Annotated in this window: 15 protein-coding genes and 1 pseudogene; 5 read left to right on the top strand and 11 right to left on the bottom strand. The window is 51.1% G+C overall.

Annotation, left to right across the window (positions count from 1 at the left end; genetic code table 11):
• Nucleotides 1-506 precede the first annotated feature (506 nt).
• Nucleotides 507-737 carry a hypothetical protein gene (locus HBO10_RS28080; RefSeq protein WP_019818108.1) on the top strand — a complete coding sequence of 77 codons (231 nt, stop codon included), beginning with the start codon at nt 507-509 and terminating at the stop codon, nt 735-737.
• A 187-nt stretch (nt 738-924) separates the two neighbouring features.
• On the opposite strand, the gene HBO10_RS28075 is transcribed toward HBO10_RS28080, so the two are convergent.
• The 7 genes from HBO10_RS28075 to HBO10_RS28045 form a co-directional block, all read right to left on the bottom strand.
• On the bottom strand, nt 925-2,364 hold the full coding sequence (locus tag HBO10_RS28075) for a glycosyltransferase family 39 protein (protein ID WP_019818109.1): 1,440 nt from the start codon (nt 2,362-2,364) through the stop codon (nt 925-927).
• Nucleotides 2,358-3,341, bottom strand: a complete 984-nt coding sequence (locus tag HBO10_RS28070; RefSeq protein ID WP_024073373.1) for a glycosyltransferase family 2 protein — start codon at nt 3,339-3,341, stop codon at nt 2,358-2,360. Before HBO10_RS28070 ends, HBO10_RS28075 begins: the two co-directional genes overlap by 7 nt.
• On the bottom strand, nt 3,307-3,726 hold the full coding sequence (locus tag HBO10_RS28065; RefSeq protein ID WP_024073372.1) for a GtrA family protein: 420 nt from the start codon (nt 3,724-3,726) through the stop codon (nt 3,307-3,309). Before HBO10_RS28065 ends, HBO10_RS28070 begins: the two co-directional genes overlap by 35 nt.
• A 789-nt stretch (nt 3,727-4,515) precedes the next feature.
• The gene (locus HBO10_RS28060) at nt 4,516-4,842 is read right to left on the bottom strand and encodes a DUF2790 domain-containing protein (protein ID WP_019818112.1); all 327 of its coding nucleotides are present in this window, start codon (nt 4,840-4,842) and stop codon (nt 4,516-4,518) included.
• A 149-nt stretch (nt 4,843-4,991) separates the two neighbouring features.
• A complete protein-coding gene (locus tag HBO10_RS28055) occupies nt 4,992-8,144 on the bottom strand; it encodes a CusA/CzcA family heavy metal efflux RND transporter (protein ID WP_024073371.1) in 3,153 nt (1,050 codons plus the stop codon).
• A 24-nt stretch (nt 8,145-8,168) separates the two neighbouring features.
• Nucleotides 8,169-9,413, bottom strand: coding sequence for an efflux RND transporter periplasmic adaptor subunit (locus HBO10_RS28050; RefSeq protein WP_024073370.1), 1,245 nt, complete (start codon nt 9,411-9,413; stop codon nt 8,169-8,171).
• A gap of 67 nt (nt 9,414-9,480) precedes the next feature.
• Complete coding sequence (locus tag HBO10_RS28045) at nt 9,481-10,752, bottom strand: TolC family protein (RefSeq protein WP_131672237.1); 1,272 nt, start codon at nt 10,750-10,752, stop codon at nt 9,481-9,483.
• Nucleotides 10,753-11,144: 392 nt separating this feature from the next.
• Between HBO10_RS28045 and HBO10_RS28040 the strand changes: the two genes are divergently transcribed.
• Together HBO10_RS28040 and HBO10_RS28035 are read left to right on the top strand one after the other, a co-directional pair.
• Nucleotides 11,145-12,488, top strand: coding sequence for an OprD family porin (locus HBO10_RS28040; protein ID WP_024073368.1), 1,344 nt, complete (start codon nt 11,145-11,147; stop codon nt 12,486-12,488).
• Nucleotides 12,489-12,983: 495 nt separating this feature from the next.
• Nucleotides 12,984-13,658, top strand: coding sequence for a heavy metal response regulator transcription factor (locus HBO10_RS28035; protein WP_019818115.1), 675 nt, complete (start codon nt 12,984-12,986; stop codon nt 13,656-13,658).
• A 761-nt stretch (nt 13,659-14,419) separates the two neighbouring features.
• On the opposite strand, the pseudogene HBO10_RS28030 reads toward HBO10_RS28035, so the two are convergent.
• Nucleotides 14,420-15,264, bottom strand: a pseudogene (locus HBO10_RS28030) (IS66 family transposase); the annotation flags it as partial.
• Between the two features lie 233 nt (nt 15,265-15,497).
• Here HBO10_RS28030 and HBO10_RS31685 point away from each other — a divergent pair.
• Nucleotides 15,498-15,779 (top strand): DUF411 domain-containing protein, encoded by a 282-nt coding sequence (locus HBO10_RS31685; RefSeq protein ID WP_181125140.1) that lies wholly within the window; start codon nt 15,498-15,500, stop codon nt 15,777-15,779.
• A 124-nt stretch (nt 15,780-15,903) separates the two neighbouring features.
• Here HBO10_RS31685 and HBO10_RS28020 read toward each other — a convergent pair whose 3' ends face one another.
• The 3 genes from HBO10_RS28020 to HBO10_RS31515 form a co-directional block, all read right to left on the bottom strand.
• Nucleotides 15,904-16,302, bottom strand: coding sequence for a zf-TFIIB domain-containing protein (locus HBO10_RS28020; RefSeq protein WP_073844972.1), 399 nt, complete (start codon nt 16,300-16,302; stop codon nt 15,904-15,906).
• Between the two features lie 46 nt (nt 16,303-16,348).
• Nucleotides 16,349-18,808, bottom strand: a complete 2,460-nt coding sequence (locus HBO10_RS28015; protein ID WP_024073364.1) for a heavy metal translocating P-type ATPase — start codon at nt 18,806-18,808, stop codon at nt 16,349-16,351.
• A gap of 514 nt (nt 18,809-19,322) precedes the next feature.
• Nucleotides 19,323-19,454 carry a hypothetical protein gene (locus tag HBO10_RS31515; protein WP_024073362.1) on the bottom strand — a complete coding sequence of 44 codons (132 nt, stop codon included), beginning with the start codon at nt 19,452-19,454 and terminating at the stop codon, nt 19,323-19,325.
• A gap of 793 nt (nt 19,455-20,247) precedes the next feature.
• Between HBO10_RS31515 and HBO10_RS28005 the strand changes: the two genes are divergently transcribed.
• Nucleotides 20,248-21,210, top strand: coding sequence for an arsenic resistance protein (locus tag HBO10_RS28005; protein WP_024073360.1), 963 nt, complete (start codon nt 20,248-20,250; stop codon nt 21,208-21,210).
• The last annotated feature ends 30 nt before the right edge of the window (nt 21,211-21,240 follow it).

Raw genomic sequence — 21,240 nt, 5'->3', positions numbered from 1 at the left:
TCGCATAGAGGGGAAGGCAGCCCTACCCGAAAAATGGCGAGCAGCCCCATATAACCCGCCCTTTTCGGCACCCCCCCCCCCCCCCCGCCTTAAACTCTTTCACGCCCCTCTGAGTGAACCACAGACGGAGTCAAAAAAATTCGACAGCCAGTTTGACTAACCGCCAACGGCGCCGCATTTGAGATGCCAGCTAATCTAGCCGTTAGCTTCGATGCGTAAACAAAAATATCCAATCGCTGCTACACAGTCTTTAGATCGTTTATGGCTAGCTTCCACTAGTGGCAAAAAATCCAAAAACATCAATGGCTTAGATATCACATTAAAGGTTATGAAAGAAAAATAGCCTGCTTCGGAGCTTTCACAAACACAAAATTTATACCGTTTCACCAAACGCATAAATTACGAAATTGTAATGATTCCCTCACCCTGCTGTTAGCTTCAAAATCCTAAACTATCAAACCACAAAGGCTGCTAGTTAAGCAGACCTAGTAAACATCGAGGGCACAATGAAATTCATAAAACTCCTCTCTATTGGTATCGTACTGACTGGATTTATGAGTTCCGCTTTTGCTGAAGACGGTTTCGAGCGAACCAAAAATTTCAAAGATAACTTCCGAGCCGAGCAAGCTCGTCTATGGGGTCCTGATGTATCGGAGAAAAGTAAGCAGAAAATTGCTCAAGAAAAACAGAAAGAACCTAAGGGCATTAGCAGCAAGTCGACAACTAAGAGACAGTAAAAAACAATTAACACGATCAAAGCCATCGACAAAAAGCCAGATTAATATCTGGCTTTTTAGCAACCTCTCCCTAATTGTACTTATTAAATAATTTTTCAGCATCAAAGATAAATCCTGAGATGGATTATTCACTTTAAACTGAAAAGCAGCTAGAAATTTAAATACTCTCTTCGCCGGGCTCTTACTTTCAACGGGAGCCAGTAGCACTATCTCCTAGAATATTTTCACCATCCTGTGCAGTGTCCTTCCAGCGGCATAGAAGCAGTTGGCTCGCGTTCGTTTCAGTGATTATTTTGCAACCAACGTCTACAGGTAGATCAGAATCGCTGTCGCGCAAACGCCTGGAAAGGTAGAACGATCTGTCGCGAGGCCACTTGTCAGGATCTTTGATGCTTTTGGACATTCCCCGGCTATAAAACTCCGACGAATACGAGCGGCGGCCAGGATAAATCAGGGGGCCCGATTGAGACGACTGCACATCCAGCCAGGCCTGCACTAAATCTCGCTGGTTCTGAGGACGATCCTCAAGCACACCGTTATAGATAATACCGGCGCCCGCGACTGGCAGCATCAGAGCGCTCGCTGCAGCAGCCCAAGCAGTCTTTCTGCCCACTTCGCTGATACATTCGGCAAGGAGTAGCGTCCATGCAGGCAGAGCAGGAAGAAGATAGGTCCAGAGAATGTTACCAGAGAAAGTAAAGAAAACAGGTGTCGCCAATGCCCAAAGCCAAAGGTATACATCGAAGCGCTGCATCGTCCCACGCCTGCTAATAACGAGGGGTAGAAAGAAAGTCCAAGGAAGCAACGCTAAGCCAAGCTGAATCCATATGGTGCCGTAGGGCTTGGCGTGAGCACTCCCGTAGAGATCCCCGGCCCAATCACTTACAACATATCGGCTCCAGTGCTCGCCGACAAAAAAATACTCAAGGAAACCCGGCGTCTTCATTTCGGCTGCAATGTACCAAGGCACTGATATACCTAACATGAGAGCAATCCCCGTTACCCAAGGAAGCCTCAATACCCGATTCCATTGCTTGTAGATGACGATCCAAAAAAATGCTGGCGCGCCCATCAGTACCAAGGTCAGTGGCCCTTTAGCAAGCAGGCCCAAGCCGAGAGCTAAGAACATAAGGTAGGCATCCCCTTTGCCTGCGCACTTCATCCAACGCCAGAAACCATAGCTGGCCAACAGGATCGAGAACGATAAAACGGGGTCAGTCAGCACAACACCACTGGACACCAAGCCCAGCGCCGTGCCGGAAAAGATGATGGCTGCCCAAATGCCCGCCTTGCGCGATACCTCCTGTGTCGCGAGCCTGATGATGATGAAGCAGCTTGCCAAGTGGAGAAACCAGGCTGGGAATCGAGCAGCAAACTCATTGGTGCCGAATACCGTCATGCTCGCCGCTTGGGTCCAGAAAGACAGCGGTGGCTTGCCCCAAAATGGAACTCCGTAATCGAACATCGGAGTCACCCAGTCACTCAGTTCAACCATCTTGCGTGCCATTTCAGCGTAGCGTGCTTCAGAGGTATCCATCAGGGGATATACGCCCAGCCCCAGGAGACGCAAAAGCAGAATCGAACTCAGGATGAACCACAATGTTCGCTCGCTTTTCAAATTCAGCATTTCTTACCCTCGAGTGAGGAAGCCGGAGGATGAATAGTCATGGGTCGCGCTTCATTATTACTATTTAGAAAATAAAGGGGGCGGCGTTTGACCTCCGCGAGCGTTACGCCTACGTACTCGCCCACCAGTGCAACACCCACGCACATGAATGAAGCAATTCCGACAAGCAGGTGATGGATGTCAAAGGAGCCTGCTACCAGTACTGCGAGCAGGTAGCAGATGCTGGAGACAAAGAAACTGAAGCTAATGAGACTGAATATACGAAGCGGCTTGCGGGAGAAGCTGAGAATACTTTCGATGGCTAGGTCCAGCAGGCTAGCGGCGTTCCACTTGGTATTGCCGGCATGACGGGAAGTGCGATTGTAGGGTAACTCAATGGTGCGAAAGCCTACCCAGCCGATCAAACCCTTAAGAATTCTGGAGCGTTCGTCCAGCGCTCTTAAGGCGGCCAATGGAGCAGGACCAATCAGACGGAAGTCACTGACATCCACCGGAAGATCAACTTTCTCCACCAGGCGCTGCATGATCCAGTAATAGCTACGTGCACTCGTGCGTTTTAGCCAGGAGTCGCCAGTTCGCAAGTCGCGTTGCATGTTCACAACGTCGTAACCCATCTGCCAATGATATACCATACTCGAGATGAGTTCAGGTGGATCCTGAAGGTCGACATCAATGAAGATCAATGCGCTACCGCGTGCATGGTCGATCCCTGCACTTAACGCAGCCTCTTTTCCGAAGTTCCGACTTAGGAACAGGCATCGTACATTTGATCCATCTTGATAGTGTCGAAGTAGGTCTGCAGTTTGATCGCTACTACCATCGTCGACATAGAGAATCTCGCACGAAACAGGCAGGCGCTTTACAACTCTGGTGATGCGCTTGTGAAATTCCGGAATGGTTTGCTCTTCTTGAAAGCAAGGAACCACTATTGTTAACAAGGGGTCAGCGCGTTCGGAAAGCCGATGTGATGTCCGCATGATTGAATGTCCAGAAACGATGCGCAGTGAATCCGAGCGCAGTTAGGGTTAAAGTCACTAAAATCTGAGAGACAAGCGGTGAGAGATTGAATTTAATCAGAACCCACATACCTACACCATTACCGATATTAGTTGCCAACGAGACAAGTACAAACCTGATAGGTTGAAGCTTATAAATTCCCGTCGCCACGAAACTGAGCCTTCTATTACCAATATAGCTAATAATAGCGCCTATCACGCCTCCGCCAACGCTGGCTAACACTGGATCAGTAACTCCATTTACAATAAGCAGGAGAAATACAAAATAGTGCCCCCCGGTTGCTACGAATCCAATGCCTAGATAACGAATAAGCAAAGCTATGATCGACATGCTTGTATTTTCCATCTACAAAGACTAAACAACCCGAAGTGAAAAAAAAGTGAACTGCATGTAATTTCAGAACTAAATGATGCAGCACCTCGACAATAGCTGTGCCACCCAACAAACACCAAAAAACCCTAATAATAAACTGAACAAATAACTCTAGCATGATCCAGAGATTACAATTCTGATAAGAGCATATACATGATGGCACTTTATATCTTGGACAATTAAGCACTTTCTCAAAACATGAAAACCAGTAACGACACCAATAATTACACCAATTAAGTATCAACTTACCAACCAGTGATCCATTTTCTCACGAGCGCCCATCAGTTTAAACAAGAAGCAACCTGCTAAACGTACGTGTCGTCGAGCTAAGCCCATATATTCAGTGTTTATTTTTGGTTGGGTAGCAAGCTAGTACGACCCAGAACTTGCTGCCACACCATCGACTTTCGTTTTTCGTTCAAAGCCTGAGGACTCACCTAAAGCAATTATCCGGAGTTAAGTCTTTAAGTAAGCCTAAGCCCCGAGCCAATTATAAACTTTCCAATAAACACCCTTATCAAGCCGCACTTCGACTGAGTCAGTGCTCATGCTTTGCCTGGATGTCACAGAAATCAGTTTTTTTCAAAATTCGCTGCTTCTGAGTGCAAATTCGCCGGCCTAAATTTTTTAGCTGGACTTGACTTACTTTTGGGGAGGGGGGCAAGGACTGACAATCTTTGGTTAAAACATGTCAAGGACCATAGAAAACGCCAGGCATCGCCTGGCGTTTTTCTATGGCCTCTAAAAATCCTATCGATGCATTCAATTTTTGTTGTTGACACATTGGGAAAACAAAGAATAACGAATCGTATTAAGCTCACCCCGCGAGTCTTCGTAGGTCATCAACCGTTGATACACCTCGCAAGTACGGGGATCCTGGGACTGACGCACAAATTTTGCAACATCAATCTTCATTCCATACTTGTAGTCCTGAATCTCTGGTATTGGCTTATTATTTTTCGCCGCATAGCTAGCCACGGCGTTCTGATGTTCCTGAATATATTGCAACTGCTTCTTTTCGGAAAACGTAGTAGCTTGTGAAACTATAGGCAAAACAGCTAGGGCTGCCGCAATGATAAGCTTTTTCATAAGGTCCTCTCAATATCAATCTTATTGGGAGTAACCTTATCAACTCACAGGCATCACCGGCATGACGGTAAACTTACAATTTTGAAAGGTGACAACAATATCCAGAATGAAAAGCCCACAACGTTGCTGTGGGCTTCTGTTATGGGCTATCAGCTACCCGCTTCATCACCATCATCATCTTTGCGGTGTGCCCATTGATACAGAGCAGGAAGCACCAACAGAGTAAGCACGGTAGACGAAAGAATCCCGCCAATCACCACTGTCGCCAGTGGCCGCTGAACTTCAGCACCGGTACCTGTTGCGAGAGCCATCGGGATAAATCCGAGGGATGCGACTAGGGCTGTCATCAGAACGGGCCTTAACCGTGTCAACGCGCCTTCATCTACCGCTTGCCGGAGGGTACGTCCTTCCTCCCGCAGCCCGCGGATAAAAGAAATCATAACCAGGCCGTTTAGAACTGCCACACCGGACAGCGCAATGAAGCCAACTCCCGCCGAGATAGACAGCGGGATATCCCGCAACCACAGTGCAACTACACCGCCGGTGAGTGCGAATGGAATTCCGGTGAAGACCAGCATGCCATCCTTCAAGTTGTTGAACATCAGGAACAGCAGTGTCATGACCAGAAGCAATGCGACTGGAACAACGATCTGCAGACGCTTGGCTGCTGATTGCAACTGCTCAAACTGGCCACCCCAGGTAGTCCAGTAGCCTGCTGGGATCTGCACAGTAGCCAGCGACTTAGTCGCTTCTTCAACGAACGAGCCTAGGTCACGGCCTCGAACGTTTGCACTAACTACTACCAGCCGTTTCCCATTTTCGCGGCTGATCTGGTTCGGGCCCAACTGCAAGTCAAGATTAGCGACTTGGGACAGAGGAATGAACCCTATCTGATTAGCATCCTGAGCAACATTAGCAGGCACAGGAATCAGCAAGCTGGACATACCCGCTACGTCAGTGCGCACGGTCTCAGGCAGTCGCACCACCATATCGAACCGACGATCGCCCTCATACAATGTACCTGCCTGGCGGCCACCCACAGCAATAGCAATTGAGTTTTGCACATCCGCGATGTTCAAACCGTAGCGTGCTGCTTTTTCGCGGTCGATGTTGATGGTTAACACAGGAAGGCCGGAAGTCTGCTCAACCTTGACCTCCGATGAGCCCGGTACCGCTTTAAGCGATGCCGCGATTTTGTTGGCGGTGCTGTTGAGCGCGTCCATGTCATCGCCAAAAACTTTCACCGCAACGTCACTACGCACGCCCGAAATCAGCTCGTTGAAACGCAACTGGATCGGCTGGGACAACTCATAGTTGCTTCCCGGGACACCTGCTGCGGCTTTCTGCACCTCAGCGATCAGCTCATCACGAGGCTTATTGGGATTTGGCCACTGATCCTGAGGCTTAAGCATTATGTAGGCGTCAGAGGCGTTAGGCGGCATTGGATCAGATGCGATTTCTGCAGTACCCGAGCGTGCGAACATCCGCTCTACTTCTGGGACCTGCGCTATTACCGCTTTCTCCAGGCGCTGTTGCATCTCGACGGACTGAGTAAGGCTCGTTCCGGGCACTCGCATAGCCTGCATCGCAAAGTCGCCCTCACTAAGGCTGGGAATGAACTCGCTACCCATACGACTTGCAAGTATACCGCTAAGTACGACCAGAGCTACTGCAGCCGAGAACGCAATGTTCCGGTGCCCAAGAACCCATTGCAGTATCGGCTCATAGCGCTGTCGGGCGGTGCGCATTACCACGCCCTCCTCTTCCTTGACCTTGCCAGTGATGAACATGGCGATAGCAGCAGGAACAAAGGTTACGGAAAGAATCATTGCCCCCAGCAGCGCCATTACGACAGTGAATGCCATGGGGTGGAACATTTTTCCTTCGACGCCGGTTAGGGCGAAGATCGGCAGATACACTACCATGATGATCAACTGGCCAAATATCAGTGGCCGGCGAGCTTCACCTGCAGCGGCAAAGACTTCATGGAAGCGTTCTGCTTTGGTGAGTATGCGACCATGCTTGTGTTGCGCATGAGCCAGTCGGCGGATCGCGTTTTCTACTATAACCACGGCACCATCTACAATAATGCCAAAGTCGAGTGCTCCCAAACTCATTAGGTTTGCACTAACCTTGTTGTTGAACATACCTGTGAAGGTAAATAGCATGGACAGCGGGATCACCATTGCGGTGATCAGTGCTGCGCGGATGTTGCCGAGGAACAGGAAGAGAATAGCAATTACCAGAATCGCGCCTTCCACCAAGTTCTTCTTCACCGTCGCAATGGCTTTTTCAACCAAGTTGGTACGGTCATAAACGGTCACAGCAACCACGCCCTTCGGCAGGGTGCGGTTGATGTCGGTCAATTTGGTGGCCACAGCTTGGGACACTGTACGACTATTTTCACCAATCAGCATAAATACGGTACCGAGTACTACTTCGCGACCATTCTCAGTAGCAGCCCCCGTTCGCAGTTCTTTACCGATGCTGACTTCAGCAACGTTGCTGATGCGAATCGGCGTGCCATCTACACTGGTAATTACGATGTTGGCAATATCTTCGATATTGCTTACCTGACCCGGCGCACGAATGAGCAACTGCTCACCATTACGCTCGATGTAACCGGCGCCCACGTTGGCGTTGTTGCTTTCCAATGCAACTACCAGGTCATTAAGTGTCAGCTTGTAGGTAGCCAACCGCTTCGGGTCCGGCGCAATCAGAAACTGCTTGGCGAAGCCACCGATGGTGTTGATCTCGGCAACACCAGGGACGTTGCGCAGCTGCGGCTTGATAATCCAATCCTGGATCACTCGCAGGTCGGTGGGAGTGTAAGGAGTACCATCTTCTTTGAGTGCGCCATCTTCCGCTTCAACGGTCCACAGGAAGATTTCACCAAGCCCGGTGGATACAGGCCCCATGACGGCCTCGACCCCATCTGGCAACTGTTCCTTTGCAACCTGCAAACGCTCGTTAATGAGTTGGCGGGCAAAAAAGATGTCAGTACCGTCTTTGAAGATCACGGTGACCTGTGACAAGCCGGAGCGAGATAGGGATCGGGTTTGCTGAAGGCCCGGAAGACCGGCCATGGCCGTTTCAACTGGAAACGTGATCCGCTGTTCGGTTTCCAACGGCGAGTAACCAGGGGCGCCAGTGTTAATCTGCACCTGGACGTTTGTGATATCAGGCACCGCATCAATGGGCAGTTTTTGGTAGCTGTAGATACCTATACCGGCCATGATTAGAACTGCGATCATTACTACGATGCGCTGCTCAATGGCGAATCTGATGATACGTTCAAACATAAGAAATCATCCTGTAAATTCGCATCAGTGGCCATGCTCGGCAGACGCTTTGCCAAGCTCAGACTTGAGCGTGAAGCTGCCACTGGTTGCCACTTGGGCACCCGATTGGAGGCCTTCGGTTATTTCCACATAGCCACCGGCACGGCGACCTAGAGTTACCCTGCGAGTGTCGAAGCCCTCAGTGGTCCTCACGAAAACTGCAGTTTTTTCCTCGACGGTCTGCACCGCTGACTCTGGAACAGCTACAGCAACTTGATCAGTTTGTGACGTGACTGCGATGCTCACGAACAGCCCCGGTCGCCAGGCCCCATTGGGATTGGTCAGAGTGACACGGACGGGCGCTGCACGATTCTGCTCGCCCAAAAGGCTGCCTACGTAACCCACCTTGCCCTCGACCTCAGCCTTCATGTCAGGAGAAGAAACCTTTACCGAGCGGCCAGTCACGACCTTTCCGAGATCGCCAGGAGGAACCGCGAAAGTTGCCCACACCTGATTAAGATCGGACAGGATGAAAGCATTGGTTGCCTCGCTGACCACCTCACCGACGGTCAGGTGCTTTTCCACTACAACTGCGTCGAAAGGCGCACGCAGTTCATAGCGGTTACCGCCTGCAGAATTGACCGAAGCGCCGATTGCTCCGACCTTTTGCTTAGCGTTGGCCAGTGATATTTCAGCTTCTTGCAAAGCTTGTCGCGCCTGAAGGTAATCTTGCTCGGCGGAGATTTTGTCCTGCCACAACTGCTTCTCGCGGTCAAAAGTCAAGCGTGCCAACTCAACACGTCGCTGTGCAGCTTGTTGCTCACTGCGCATATCCGAGATCTGTTGACTGGCAATCACCGCAAGGACTTGGCCCTTCTTGACCGACTCGCCCAGGTTCGCCTGAACGCTTTCAACAACTCCAGGAACGCGAGGTACCACATGTGCGGTGTGGTCCTCATCAAACCGTATTTCGCCAGGAAAAGTCACAATAGTGCTAATCTCACGGGGAGCAGCTGCTTCCAGAACGACGCCCGCAGCCTCAATCTGCTCGGCGCTAAGCGTCATCTTGCCCTCTTCCTCATTGGCATTTTCGCTGTGGCCTTCCTCACCGTGACCTTCATCCCCCCCGTCTTTAGCAGGTGCTACAGCAGTTCTCTCATGGCCATCTTCAGTGCCATGTTCGGCCTTACTGACTGGAGGCTGCTCGGAACTGGAGTTCCAGGCGAAACTGCCAAATCCGAGGACTGCCACAGCGATTACCGCGAGCGCGATCTTGCGTTTGTTATCCATTGCTACTCCTGCTGATCTTAGGTACCGGCTTATTCAAAGACGCATACAAGGAAAATGCCTGGCCTGTTCAGCGCGTATTGGCAGTCAAGCCGACGTCGCCATACACCCTTTCCACTTGAGCACGCGCATTGGTCGCAGCCGCCAAAGAGTCGAGGTACTGGCCACGAGCAACTATCAAGGTGCGCTGAGCATCCAGCACTTCGATGAAACCGAATTTGCCCATCTCAAATCCACGAGTTGCGGTATCCACGGCCTGTTGAGCTGAAGGCAGGATCGTCTTGTCATAGGACTCGACCTCCTGCATGGCGGTAGCCCACTGATTCACTGCGGTTTGAGTTTCGGAACGTAGCCTGAGCTCAACAGCGTTTCGCTGGTCTCGGGCCTGATCTGCGCGGCGAGAAGCGGAAAGAATGTTGCCCTGATTGCGATCAAACAGCGGTAAAGGCATCGACAGCCCCACGACATTGACCCTCTCGCGAATAGAGCGGTCGTATTGGCTACCAACACTCACGGTGAGATTCGGGATGCGCTGCGCCTTTTCCGCGCCTAGTGAGGCATCGCTCTTATCTATTTGAGCAAGCGCTTGACGCATATCTGCGGTTTGATCGAGCTTCGCCAGTAATTCTGTAGCTTGCGGCGGCTTGCCGGGAGATAGGTCTGGCGAGTCAAGACGATCAAATGCAGTGACCGAACTGCCTATTAACTGGGCCAATTGCTGGTAAGCCGTTGACTTCAAGGTTTCAGCGCGCCTTACCTGTAACTTGGCTTCAGCCAGTTGCACCTGAGCGCGCGTGGCTTCCACCGGCGAGGACTTACCGGCACGCACCCGTCCATCGACGATGCGCAGACCGCGTTCGGTGAGCTCCAATGATTGTTTTGCCAGATTCAAGCCGGTCTGAGCTCTCAAAGCAGCGTAGTAAGATTGAACAACATCTGCACGAAGGCTATTGACTCGACGGTCCAGCTCTAACTGCGCGACGCTTTGACCGTAGGTTGCAACCTCGACACGAGCACGTCGCTTGCCACCCAACTCTAACGGCTGACTAAGCGCGACAGTCGTCGTGCTGGTATTACGACGGGTGTCTTCTACTTGATAAGAAATTTCAGGATTGGGGATGAGTCCAGCCTGCTTGCGCACTCCTTCAGAGATTCCGATCTCTTGACGTGCTGCTGCAAGATCGGGGTTAGCGTCTATTGCCGTCGAAAGCGCTTCAGCCAGACTGAGACTCTGGGCAAATGCGGCAGGCACCCACAATCCAGACAAGACCATACAGAACACAAAGACTTTCAAAGGAAAGATGGGGGTTTTAGATAAAGCAATGTGATTATACCAGGGCACTTTGATAGTCCTCATGCACAAACTTTGATAAAGCTTGGCGAGAACGCCTAAACAGCTGCCAAGCTCCTCTGGATCAGGTGATGGCACTCTAATCAGCGATCACTATCAGAGGGGTGGCTATAAAATTACAATTTCGTTAGAAACCCTGGGGGGATAGTCGAAATAGAAAGCTTTCAGGCGAAACGCAGGGATTTAGTGAAAAAGATTCTGGAAGCCCTGCAACGGTGGAAATACCTGATAACAGAATTGTAATCACCCCGTCACCGACTCGTTATCTTTGATCTGCAAATATGACCCAGGCGCTATTCTAAGTGCTCCACCGGGCCAAAACAACAGACTATACCCGCGTAGGTAAATCATAATAAAAACTGCCGTAATCAAAGGAGCATCGCATGAGACACAAAGTAACTTTGTATTTGGCTGCGGTTTCAGCTTTTTCTGGAAGCTATGCCCTCACGGCACAAGCGGAAGGTAAACCAGAAGGTTTTATTGAAGGTAGCAGCCTTACTGTTCTAAACCGCAACTTCTATTTCAATCGTGATAATCGTGATGCATCTGCGCCGACTTTCAACAGCGGCAAAGGCAATACCAACGGTTATTCCGAAGCTTGGGCACATGCGATAATCACTAAATTCAACTCTGGTTTTACGCAGGGCACTGTGGGCTTTGGTATAGATGCGTTTGCAATGATTGGCATCAAGCTTGATACTGGTGGCGGGCGCAACGGTGGCCGTAGCAGCTTTGACGTGCTGCCTGTTAACGGTGACGGCGAAGCACGTGATGAATACACTAAGGTGGGTGGAGCAGCGAAGTTTCGGCTGTTTGATACTGTCGTAAAGGTTGGAGATGTTTTCCCCGCAACACCCGTCGTGGCATCGGGAGATTCTCGCTTACTCCCTGAAAGTTTCCGCGGCGTGACGGTCGAAAATAGTAGCATTCAAGGCCTAACCTTGCAGGGTGGTCGACTGCATGCGATGAGCCAGCCTGGTTCCAGCAACTTGAACGATAACTTTGCCACATTTTATGCCGGCCCGGTCAACTCGCCTTGGATTGGGTACGGCGGCGGTGATTACCAAGTCAACGACAACATCACGGTGAGCCTTTACGCCAGCCAATTGAAGGATGTTTGGAATCAATACTATGCCGGTAGCAGCCTCACTTACCCACTCAGCGATGATTTGACGCTTATCGGCGGATTCAACTACTACAAAGCTGTAGATGAAGGCAAGAAGCGCCTGGGCGAATTCGACAACAATATATGGAGCGCCAAGCTCGGCGTCCGGTACGGTGCGCATACTCTTGCACTGTCTCATCAGCGAAACAATGGCGATGACGACTTCGACTACCTTCGTCAATCAGACTCAATCTTCGTTGACAACTCAATACAGTACAGCGACTTCAACTCACCGAAGGAACGCTCTTGGATGCTGCGCTACGACTTGAACATGACCAGCTACGGTATTCCGGGGCTATCGTTCATGACTCGTTATGCCAGAGGTTCTGGTGCAGACTATTCGAACGCCAATCAATTCTATATGCGCACTGATGGTAACGGCGATCCGCTCACGAATCAAAAACGTTGGGAGCGTGATATTGAAGTCAAATACGTCGTACAAACAGGTGCGGCGAAAGATCTTTCCTTGCGATTACGTCAAGCAAATACTCGTGCCACTGCATTCGAATCGGACTTGGATGAAGTACGCCTGATCGTTGAATATCCACTTTCGATACTGTGAGCCCTAAACAAGATCGATTTATTCATGTGACTCGCCTAAAACAAAAATAGCGAGCTTAAAGAATTCACCTTGAGTTGCTTAAATGCTCCTTTGGTAAAAGGTGAATATTTTGCGCCCCCCTGGGGCGTTTTTTTTTACCTAAAATTCGAGTAAATCTTCGAGTACGCGCACCGCGTCCCGATGGAGTTCATGACTGCACCAGTGACCGCCTTCTTCAGCATGAGAAAAATCGCCCTCATCTGCACGGAATAAAATGGCCATAATAAAAAAAACAACCCAACATTTCATAAGGTCAATTCAGCAGTAGAGAAATAACCCGCAACTGGTTGGTCCGAGCCACGATATAATATATCGCGATGTTATCAAGTGTATTGCTCACTGATTACAAGTACGTTATTTAGCCCCCACCCAAGTGGTTTTGAATTATCATTCCTGCCAATGATGACAGCGCATTCGCGTAGTTAAAACAGCTCAGTCATATCGAGACAAAATCCAATGCGAATTCTGGTAATTGAGGACGAAGTAAAAACTGCCGAATATGTGCGCCAAGGCCTTACGGAGAGCGGTTATATCGTGGATTGCGTACATACCGGATACGACGGGCTTTTTCTGGCCAAACAACATATGTACGAGTTAATCATCCTAGATATCAACCTGCCGGAGATGGATGGGTGGCAGGTACTTGAATTGTTGCGAAGAAACAATTGTCTTTGTAGAATTATGATGCTTACTGCTCGAAGTCGCTTGGTTGATAAAATCAGAGGACTAGAGAATGGTGCAGATGATTACCTAATTAAGCCTTTTGAATTCCCGGAACTGCTTGCTCGAGTTCGCGCACTGATGCGCAGGTCTGATAATCCAGCATCTGTTGAGATCATTCGCGTAGCCGATCTGGAGCTGGATCAAAGCCGTCATAGGGCGTTTAGAGACGGTCAGCGTATCGACTTAACAACGAAGGAATTCGCACTTCTGCACTATTTAATGAGAAATACGGGAATTGTCCTGAGTCGTACACAGATCATATCTCAGGTATGGGACATGAATTTCGACTGCGATACAAATGTTGTAGAAGTTTCAATTAGAAGATTAAGAGCCAAGATGGATGATCCTTTTGAAAACAAACTGATACATACACTCAGAGGCGTAGGATATGTTCTAGAAAAACGCTAGCGTGCTGTTCTTGAAGCAATCACATACGCTCCTGTGATTTCGCCGACTCACGGGCACTTCAGGTTTCATCCAAGTTTGTCTTTCACTTGGCGCTTCTGGCCTACCGCGTCGGATATACATTTCGGCGCGCAAAAAACTTGCTAATCGAAGCTTTCAACTCGCCTACCGGTCCAAAACCGTGGTGCGAAAAAACACCATACCCCCCCGAAACAGCGCTCGATAATGCTTATCCACAAGCTGGATTTCAGTGTCCAATGTATGTGGAAGCGTTCAGACCCGCTTTCACTTTAGGTATTTGTGAGTAACGTAGTTGCCGATGATAAAGTGTAGTTCAAGGAACGTGGATTTTTATCAGTTGATACTCTCATAATCTGGTGAGACGAACTACGTGACGGTGCCACGGCGCACATATCCATGTAGTTGCGTGTGGATATGATAAATCTACCGGGGCATGAAGCCTAAGCATGCCATGGAGTGGACAATACGGTCGTGACTTAAAGGTCGCATACTCTATGATCTCTGAAGGCGAGCAAGTGAATCACTCCGGCTCTCTAGATACCTTGCAAGCTCATTGCATAACGCTTTTAAACTCTACAGTGAAAGCTACATATTGAAACGATTACGGCGTTTTGCGTTGATGGTTGACGATATTCGACACCTCCCCTTGCCGTCGGGTTAAGCCGTCACACTTGCTCAATCGTCAGAACTTTTGCATTAGCTTGAGTATCGCCATAAGCGTCCGGGCATCACGCCTTGCGTGATTAAAAAGATTGCGGCAGCAACTGATCGATTTCACTCGCCCGCTGCGTCGGCAGCCGCGTGAGAGCATCCTTCAGATATGCATACGGATCATGACCATTCAGGCGCGCAGACTGGATCAGACTCATGATCGCTGCCGCACGTTTTCCGCTGCGTAAGGCCCCTGCAAAGAGCCAGTTCTTGCGCCCAAGGCCCTATGATCGGATCTGGTTCTCTGCCCAGTTATTGTCTATGGGTACAGCCCCGTCATCGAGGTAGCGCGACAGCGCTGCCCAGCGTTCGAGACTGTAATCGAGTGCTCTGCTGATGGCTGAGACTTCAGGCACGAGGTCACGCTAGGCAATCAACCTGGCGTGCAGCATATTCATCACCCGTACAGCTTTTTCTTGCCGTATTCGGAGTCGTAAATCCGGCCCCAGATCGCGACTTCGCTTTCAATTTCGTACAACAACTGGATATAACGCAGAGCTTGCTCCGCAAGCGTGCTTTTATTCTTAGCGTGCAGCTCAAAGAAATTACGTTGCGCATGAGCCATTCACCCGATCTCGGTCACGTCTAGTTCGAAGCTGGCTTTGTAACCGACACAATCATCGCAGACCAGCTTGTCCTTCCAGTCATTCAGGAAGTTGCGAGCGTGTTCTCCGGCGCGGCTAGGGCTGAAGTCGTGAACCACCGCTGCCGCGTCCGAGAACTGGCTGGTGGCATAGGACCAAATATAAGAACTGTGGGTTTTCTTAGTTCCCGGCATGAGCATTTGCACAGGTGTCTCATCGGCTTGAATAATCTGCTGCCCGAGAACCACGTCGCGCAGCGCATCAACCAGCGGCTGGAACTGAACCCCAGTCACGGCCATCTGGCCACCGTCGGTGAGGCTATGCACGCTAACTCCTCCTCTCTTTCTCTTCGTTAAGTAGCATCAGCCATGAATTCATTCAAAAAGACCGTTCAAGTCATTGCACTCGTTGCAACGCTAAATGCAGCCTCATTGTTACAGGCAGCGTAATCAATTGCCGTCTACAAAGCCCCTAACTGTGGCTGCTGGACCAGGTGGATCGCTTATCTGAAGGAGTGGTCGACTATATGGAAAACAACATTAGCGATATGAACGAGAAGCTCGGCGTACCCGTAAATCTGGCGTCGTGCCACACGGGAGTTGTAAGTGGGAAATTCGTCGAAGGCCATGTTCCGGTCACACAAATTGCTGAACTAAGTCGACGAGCCAATCTGGACGGAATAGCTGCCTTCGGTATGCCCGTGGGATCGCTCGGAATGGAGTCAGGTGACCGACGCAGCGCCTACCCGGTAATTGGGATGAGCAAGTCAAGGGGAGAGACGGTTTTACAGGATTTTCGGGCCCGCTAGTGGCTGAGGAACCGCTCTACTAAACTGGTTGAATACCGGATACCGGGTTTCGAAAAAGCTACAGCCGGCTGATCAAATCTTCCGGCTGGAGTCTGATTAGCGGATCGCTGTATCCAAGCAAATATTAGTCGAAAATTTCCCGTAAAAACGATTTCTTATGATAAACCTGCTCTTCCTGATGCCTCGACTGATTCTGATGGCCGTTCTGATATCCGTCCCGCCAACCACCACCGTGACCAGGCTGCGGCGCGGAGTGGCCGTGCTTAGTGCCGCGTTTGTTGTCATGGTGGCCAGAAGACGGCTGGGCATACACAGGTTCAGACGGAGGTGTACCTTGCAGCGACTGAGATACGCTCTGTGGAAGAAAACGAGCTTCTTGTTCTTCCTGCTGGCTACGCTCGATGATCTTGTCGAGTTCTCCCCGGTCAAGCCAAACACCTCGACATTGCGGGCAATAGTCGATTTCAACGTTTTGACGTTCCGACATTACCAACAGTACTTCTTTGCAAACTGGGCAGTGCATGGTTCTCTCCTCCAGCGAATGAGCTATATAAAACGCAGCAGCCATTTCACCGACGCAGCAGCCGCAAGCCATTGAATACGACGAGCAAGCTCGCCCCCATGTCGGCGAAAACGGCCATCCACAATGTCGCGAAACCAGAGAGAGCCAACGCCAAGAAGACAACTTTTATGCCCAGAGCCAAAATGATGTTTTGCTTTAGAACCGAGGCGGATCGGCGACTCAGGCTGATAAAGTACGCGATTTTTCGAGGGTCGTCGTCCATGATCGCAACGTCAGCTGTTTCGAGAGCTGTCGCTGTCCCTGCGGCTCCCATTGCGAAACCTATATCGGATTGCGCTAAGGCGGGGGCGTCATTAACGCCGTCACCAACCATCCCAACGGCGCCATATCTGCGTTTGAGTTCAGCGACTGCAGTCTGCTTGTCCTCTGGCATCAGATTTCCACGGGCATCCTCGATGCCCAATTGCTCAGCGATCGACCTCGCCGTCGCAGGATTATCCCCAGTCAGCATTACTGGAACCACGTTCAAAGCCTTCAAAGCAGCCACAGCTTCAACACTCTCCGGTCGGACTGTGTCTGCGACCGCGAATATCGCGGCGGGGCCGCTATTGCCGCATAGCACGATCACCGTTTTGCCAGTTTCCTCAAGCCGTGAAAGTCTGGCCTCCAGCTCCGAAGAACACACGCCCAACTCCTCAACCAAACGATGGTTGCCTAGATGCCAAAGATGACCGTCGATCGTGCCTTTCACGCCTCGGCCATTTAGCACACTGAAGTCACTGACAGGCAGAGCCACAGCGCCAGGCTGCTGCGATTTCCACCCATTGACCAATGCTTTCGCTACTGGGTGGGTACTTTGCTCATCAAGACTCGCAGCAATCAAAGTTGCCTTCTCGATAGACAAGTCACTGAATATATCTGAGTCAGTCAGAACTGGCTTGCCCTGAGTCAACGTGCCTGTTTTATCCAGAGCAACCACCTTCAGCAGGCGCCCGCTTTCCAGGTAGGCACCACCCTTGATCAAGATTCCATGCCGTGCGGCTGCGGCAAGACCACTCACAACAGTGACAGGCGTTGAGACGACCAAGGCACAAGGACACGCGATGACCAACAACACCAGGGCCTCATACAACCATTCACCCCACGTACCACCAAGCAGCACTGGGCCTAAAACGGCAACAAGAAATGCCACCGCCACTACGGCTGGGGTGTAATACCGTGCGAACTGGTCAACGAACCTCTGCGTCGGCGCCCGCTGAGACTGCGCATCCTGAATCGCGGCAGCAATACGAGCGAGCGTACTTTCGCCAGCGACTGCCGTGACAGTCGCCTCCACGACGCCGTCTGTCACGATACTGCCAGCATATAGCGGATCCCCCTCTGCCTTATCTACTGGCAAGCTTTCACCAGTGATAGGGGCTTGGTCGAGAGCAGCACGACCAGATTCCACCCTCGCATCCAGCGGTACCCGCGACCCTGTGCGAACACGAATACGGCTGCCGAGAACGACATTCTCAACCGGGTGTTCTTTCCAGCCAGCTTCGGTCATGACTTCCGCAGTCTCAGGAGCTAATGCAGTCAGCGATTTAATCGCGTTACGCGCTCGCTCAAGTGAGAGTGCTTCGATGGCTTCGGCAATAGCGAAAAGGAAAACCACCATCGCGGCTTCCGGCCACTTGCCAATCACCATGGCACCCAAGACAGCCAAAGACATCAAGAAGTAGATGTTCAATGTGAAGTTCTTTACAGCGATCCACCCCTTCTTCAGAGTTGGTAGACCAGCAGTAAGAATGGACAGCGCAGCCAAGGACATTACAGGCAAAGAACCCTCCTGTCCGGTCGTCCAAGCGATCACTTCAGCGGCGATGGCAGCTAGACCGCTGACCGCCAGCAGCCCTTTCAAGCGCGTCGTCAGAGCAGGTGAAATGGCATTCGGGGTTGCGCCGGCCTCGATGAGATTGGGCCCCATATCCAGCGCGGTCAAAGCGATGACTATCGCCTTCGGATCATCCAAGCGATGATGCACTGTCAGCTCACGATCCAACAGATTGAAATCAAGTCGTGCGATGCCAGGCATCGGCTCTAAGCGATTACGAATTAGCCGCTCTTCGGTAGGGCAATCCATCTTATCAATGCGATACCGAACCAGGGTCGTGCCTTCTGGCTCAGCCATGGCCGAATGTGAAGTCACCGCCCCTGCGGAATCCACTTTGCTCAAACAGCAATGGTCGGCATCGGAATGGGCTTGAGCTGAAGTGCCATGATCGTGTGCGCTATGGTCTTGATTATGGTCGGTGGACTTGGCTCCACAAGGCTGAGAATCCTTCGAACCGCACGCATGCGATCCCGTTCTGCCCAAGCTCTCGGCGTGATCAGGCCCATGCTCAACATGATGTGCACGAGAATGAACCTGTTTGGCGAAGGTCTCGCGGGGGTCAGCAGAACAGCAATCGTCCGACTTCGGCACGAGGTGCAATTTGGCTTTCGACGGGTTTTCCTGGCTCATGACGCATCTACCAATAAGGATATGGCGTCATTGAACAGCCTGTAGTAGCTACAGTGTCAAGCAATGAGTTTGAAATTTCGACTGGGCCGAGGGCGCCGCTCGAGTCTACGTCCCTCAGTGCGAGCGCCTGATAGCTGCATGCTGCGATGCATCAGCCAGGTTGGTCAGCACCTCAAATGCCCACTCAGCTTTCACCCTGGGAGTCATGCATATCGAGCAAGTCGTCAATCGCGTTGTGAAGCCTACGAGTAAACGTTTGGAGAAATCCGCCATGATGGTTTTCGACGCCATTGGCATGTGTCGGCTGTAGACCTCTCTAAGCGCTCATTACCATCGGTAGCCGACAGGGTTAAGGGTAGAAATATCCAGAAAGCTCCTCGACACAGTCGCACCAGCATGTCCTCCTCAACAACCCTACTACAAGCTTTTCGGCATTAATTAGGAGATGCCCACTGGAAATCCGGTGACACCTGCTAACCGAGAATAAAACCCCGCCATGTCTGGCGGGGTCTCATCAATCACCCTTCTTGTGCTTATGCACGTCCAGGTCGGGATGCTTAGGCTTGTTCTCGGGGGTTACACGGCGACGCTGGTCTGTCTTGCCGGTTGATTCGGCAATTGGCTTGGGCCCAGGTTTGATGGCCATAGAACTTGCTCCTTCAGTTGATAGGTATATGCCCTGGCAAACGTCTGCCGTGTAAGCGTTCGCTCAGTACGGTCACGAGATTGAGGGCCCCAAACACTATAGCTTGATATTTTTATGCCAGCAGTGGCGCACCACTTTAGTAAGCGTCTGCCGAACACATCTTGCACCAGCCCGTTTGGTGTAGACGGACGCTCGAAAGACCCTGTCGAGACTATCGCGCTATTCGGTTTCAATGGCAGCTTGCTCCCCTATGCTCTTGACTCGTCTAGGAGCAGCAACCAGAGCGAGCCCCAGCAGCGGGTTCGAACAGTGACTCAATAATCGTACAGTCTGGAGTGTTCGAGCCTAGGCATCTTGACTCACACGTGCCTGCCATTGAGAGCAGCTCTATCCGGATCTGCAGGAGCTTAGCTACCTTAGATTCCACTTCTGCCAAGTGCTTCTTGACCACCGACAACGCATCAGCACACGGACGATCAGCATCTGCCGCGAGCGCAATGAGTTCGCGGATATCGTCGAGTGGAAAGCCCAGTTCACGATTCTGCCTGATGAAGATGAGTCGTGACCGATGCTTTTCGGTATAGATTCGATGCCGCCCTGTCGACCGTAGGGCCGGAGGGAGAAGGCCTATTTTCTCGTAGTAGCGAATCGTTTCAATGTGGCAACCCGTTGATTTCGACAGCGCTCCGATTCCTGACATCCAAACTCCCCAAGCATTTTCTTGAACCTGTAGTAGCTACAGATATTAACCTGCTCAATCGAAAAATGATTTCACGCGTTTTAAGGGCATTCCGTGGACAGAGAACAGCTAGAGAAGAACCAGATTCCCGTTTACTTCGTCGCGGTCATTGTCGCGGCTATCGGGGGCCTGCTCGCACCTGATGCCTCTCAAGCGTTAGGTGCGTTGGTGACACCAGCCATCGCTGTGCTGATGTACGCCATGTTTCTGCAGATCCCATTCTTGGATCTTCGCAAAGGGCTTGCAAACAAGCGTTTCATGACCGCGCTGCTGACCGCCAATTTCGTCGCCATCCCCCTGTTGGTTTGGGCGTTGACGATGGGCCTAGCCGACCACCCGGCGATTTTGGTGGGCGCACTATTGGTCTTGCTGACGCCTTGTATCGATTATGTTGTTGTGTTTACCCATATCGGTAAGGGCGACTCCAAACTGACTCTGGCGGCAACACCATTACTACTCGTGCTTCAGCTTGTGCTACTACCCCTCTATCTAGCCTTCATGGTGAGTGATGACTCGGCGGTGGTTATATCGGTCGGCCCATTTGTTGAGGCCTTCGTAGTGCTGATCGCTTTACCCTTGGTCTTGGCAGTAGCAACAGCTGCCGGGGCAAAGGGGTCACGCATCGTTGAGGGCTGGAACAATGTATGGGCTTGGATGCCTGTGCCAGCTATGGCGGCTGTATTGGTCGTAGTGATCGGCTCTCAGATTTCAACGGTGGTCAGAGACATGGACAAGCTGCTGCCTGTTATTCCCGTCTACATTGGTTTCATGCTCTTGGCACCCGTGGTGGGTGCGCTGGTGGCTCGGGCGTTTAAGTTACCGGCTAGCACGGCAAGATCTGTCGCTTTCAGCAGTTCGACACGAAACTCATTGGTAGTTCTACCATTGGCATTGGCCTTGCCCGAGGAAATCAGAGGGCTCGCTGCGGCAGCAGTGATTACTCAAACGCTGATTGAGTTGGTCAGCGAACTAATTTACATCCGAGCAATTCCTGCTTTGGTGTGGCGCAAAATGTAGATGCCAGGGAAGACATAAGCACAAAACACC

Origin of the sequence: Pseudomonas sp. WS 5503, from assembly GCF_012985385.1 — a bacterium.
In the GTDB taxonomy this organism is placed as follows: domain Bacteria; phylum Pseudomonadota; class Gammaproteobacteria; order Pseudomonadales; family Pseudomonadaceae; genus Aquipseudomonas; species Aquipseudomonas paracarnis.
Note: the sequence above shows the minus strand (reverse complement) of the source record. Positions and strands in the feature narration are given on the sequence as shown.

What these genes read in the sequence shown, in the direction of transcription:
- HBO10_RS28080 (WP_019818108.1), top strand. Translation starts at nt 507, where the DNA reads ATGAAATTCATAAAACTCCTCTCTATTGGTATCGTACTGACTGGATTT.
- HBO10_RS28075 (WP_019818109.1), bottom strand. Translation starts at nt 2,364, where the DNA reads ATGCTGAATTTGAAAAGCGAGCGAACATTGTGGTTCATCCTGAGTTCG.
- HBO10_RS28070 (WP_024073373.1), bottom strand. Translation starts at nt 3,341, where the DNA reads ATGCGGACATCACATCGGCTTTCCGAACGCGCTGACCCCTTGTTAACA.
- HBO10_RS28065 (WP_024073372.1), bottom strand. Translation starts at nt 3,726, where the DNA reads ATGGAAAATACAAGCATGTCGATCATAGCTTTGCTTATTCGTTATCTA.
- HBO10_RS28060 (WP_019818112.1), bottom strand. Translation starts at nt 4,842, where the DNA reads ATGAAAAAGCTTATCATTGCGGCAGCCCTAGCTGTTTTGCCTATAGTT.
- HBO10_RS28055 (WP_024073371.1), bottom strand. Translation starts at nt 8,144, where the DNA reads ATGTTTGAACGTATCATCAGATTCGCCATTGAGCAGCGCATCGTAGTA.
- HBO10_RS28050 (WP_024073370.1), bottom strand. Translation starts at nt 9,413, where the DNA reads ATGGATAACAAACGCAAGATCGCGCTCGCGGTAATCGCTGTGGCAGTC.
- HBO10_RS28040 (WP_024073368.1), top strand. Translation starts at nt 11,145, where the DNA reads ATGAGACACAAAGTAACTTTGTATTTGGCTGCGGTTTCAGCTTTTTCT.
- HBO10_RS28035 (WP_019818115.1), top strand. Translation starts at nt 12,984, where the DNA reads ATGCGAATTCTGGTAATTGAGGACGAAGTAAAAACTGCCGAATATGTG.
- HBO10_RS31685 (WP_181125140.1), top strand. Translation starts at nt 15,498, where the DNA reads ATGGAAAACAACATTAGCGATATGAACGAGAAGCTCGGCGTACCCGTA.
- HBO10_RS28020 (WP_073844972.1), bottom strand. Translation starts at nt 16,302, where the DNA reads ATGCACTGCCCAGTTTGCAAAGAAGTACTGTTGGTAATGTCGGAACGT.
- HBO10_RS28015 (WP_024073364.1), bottom strand. Translation starts at nt 18,808, where the DNA reads ATGAGCCAGGAAAACCCGTCGAAAGCCAAATTGCACCTCGTGCCGAAG.
- HBO10_RS31515 (WP_024073362.1), bottom strand. Translation starts at nt 19,454, where the DNA reads ATGGCCATCAAACCTGGGCCCAAGCCAATTGCCGAATCAACCGGCAAG.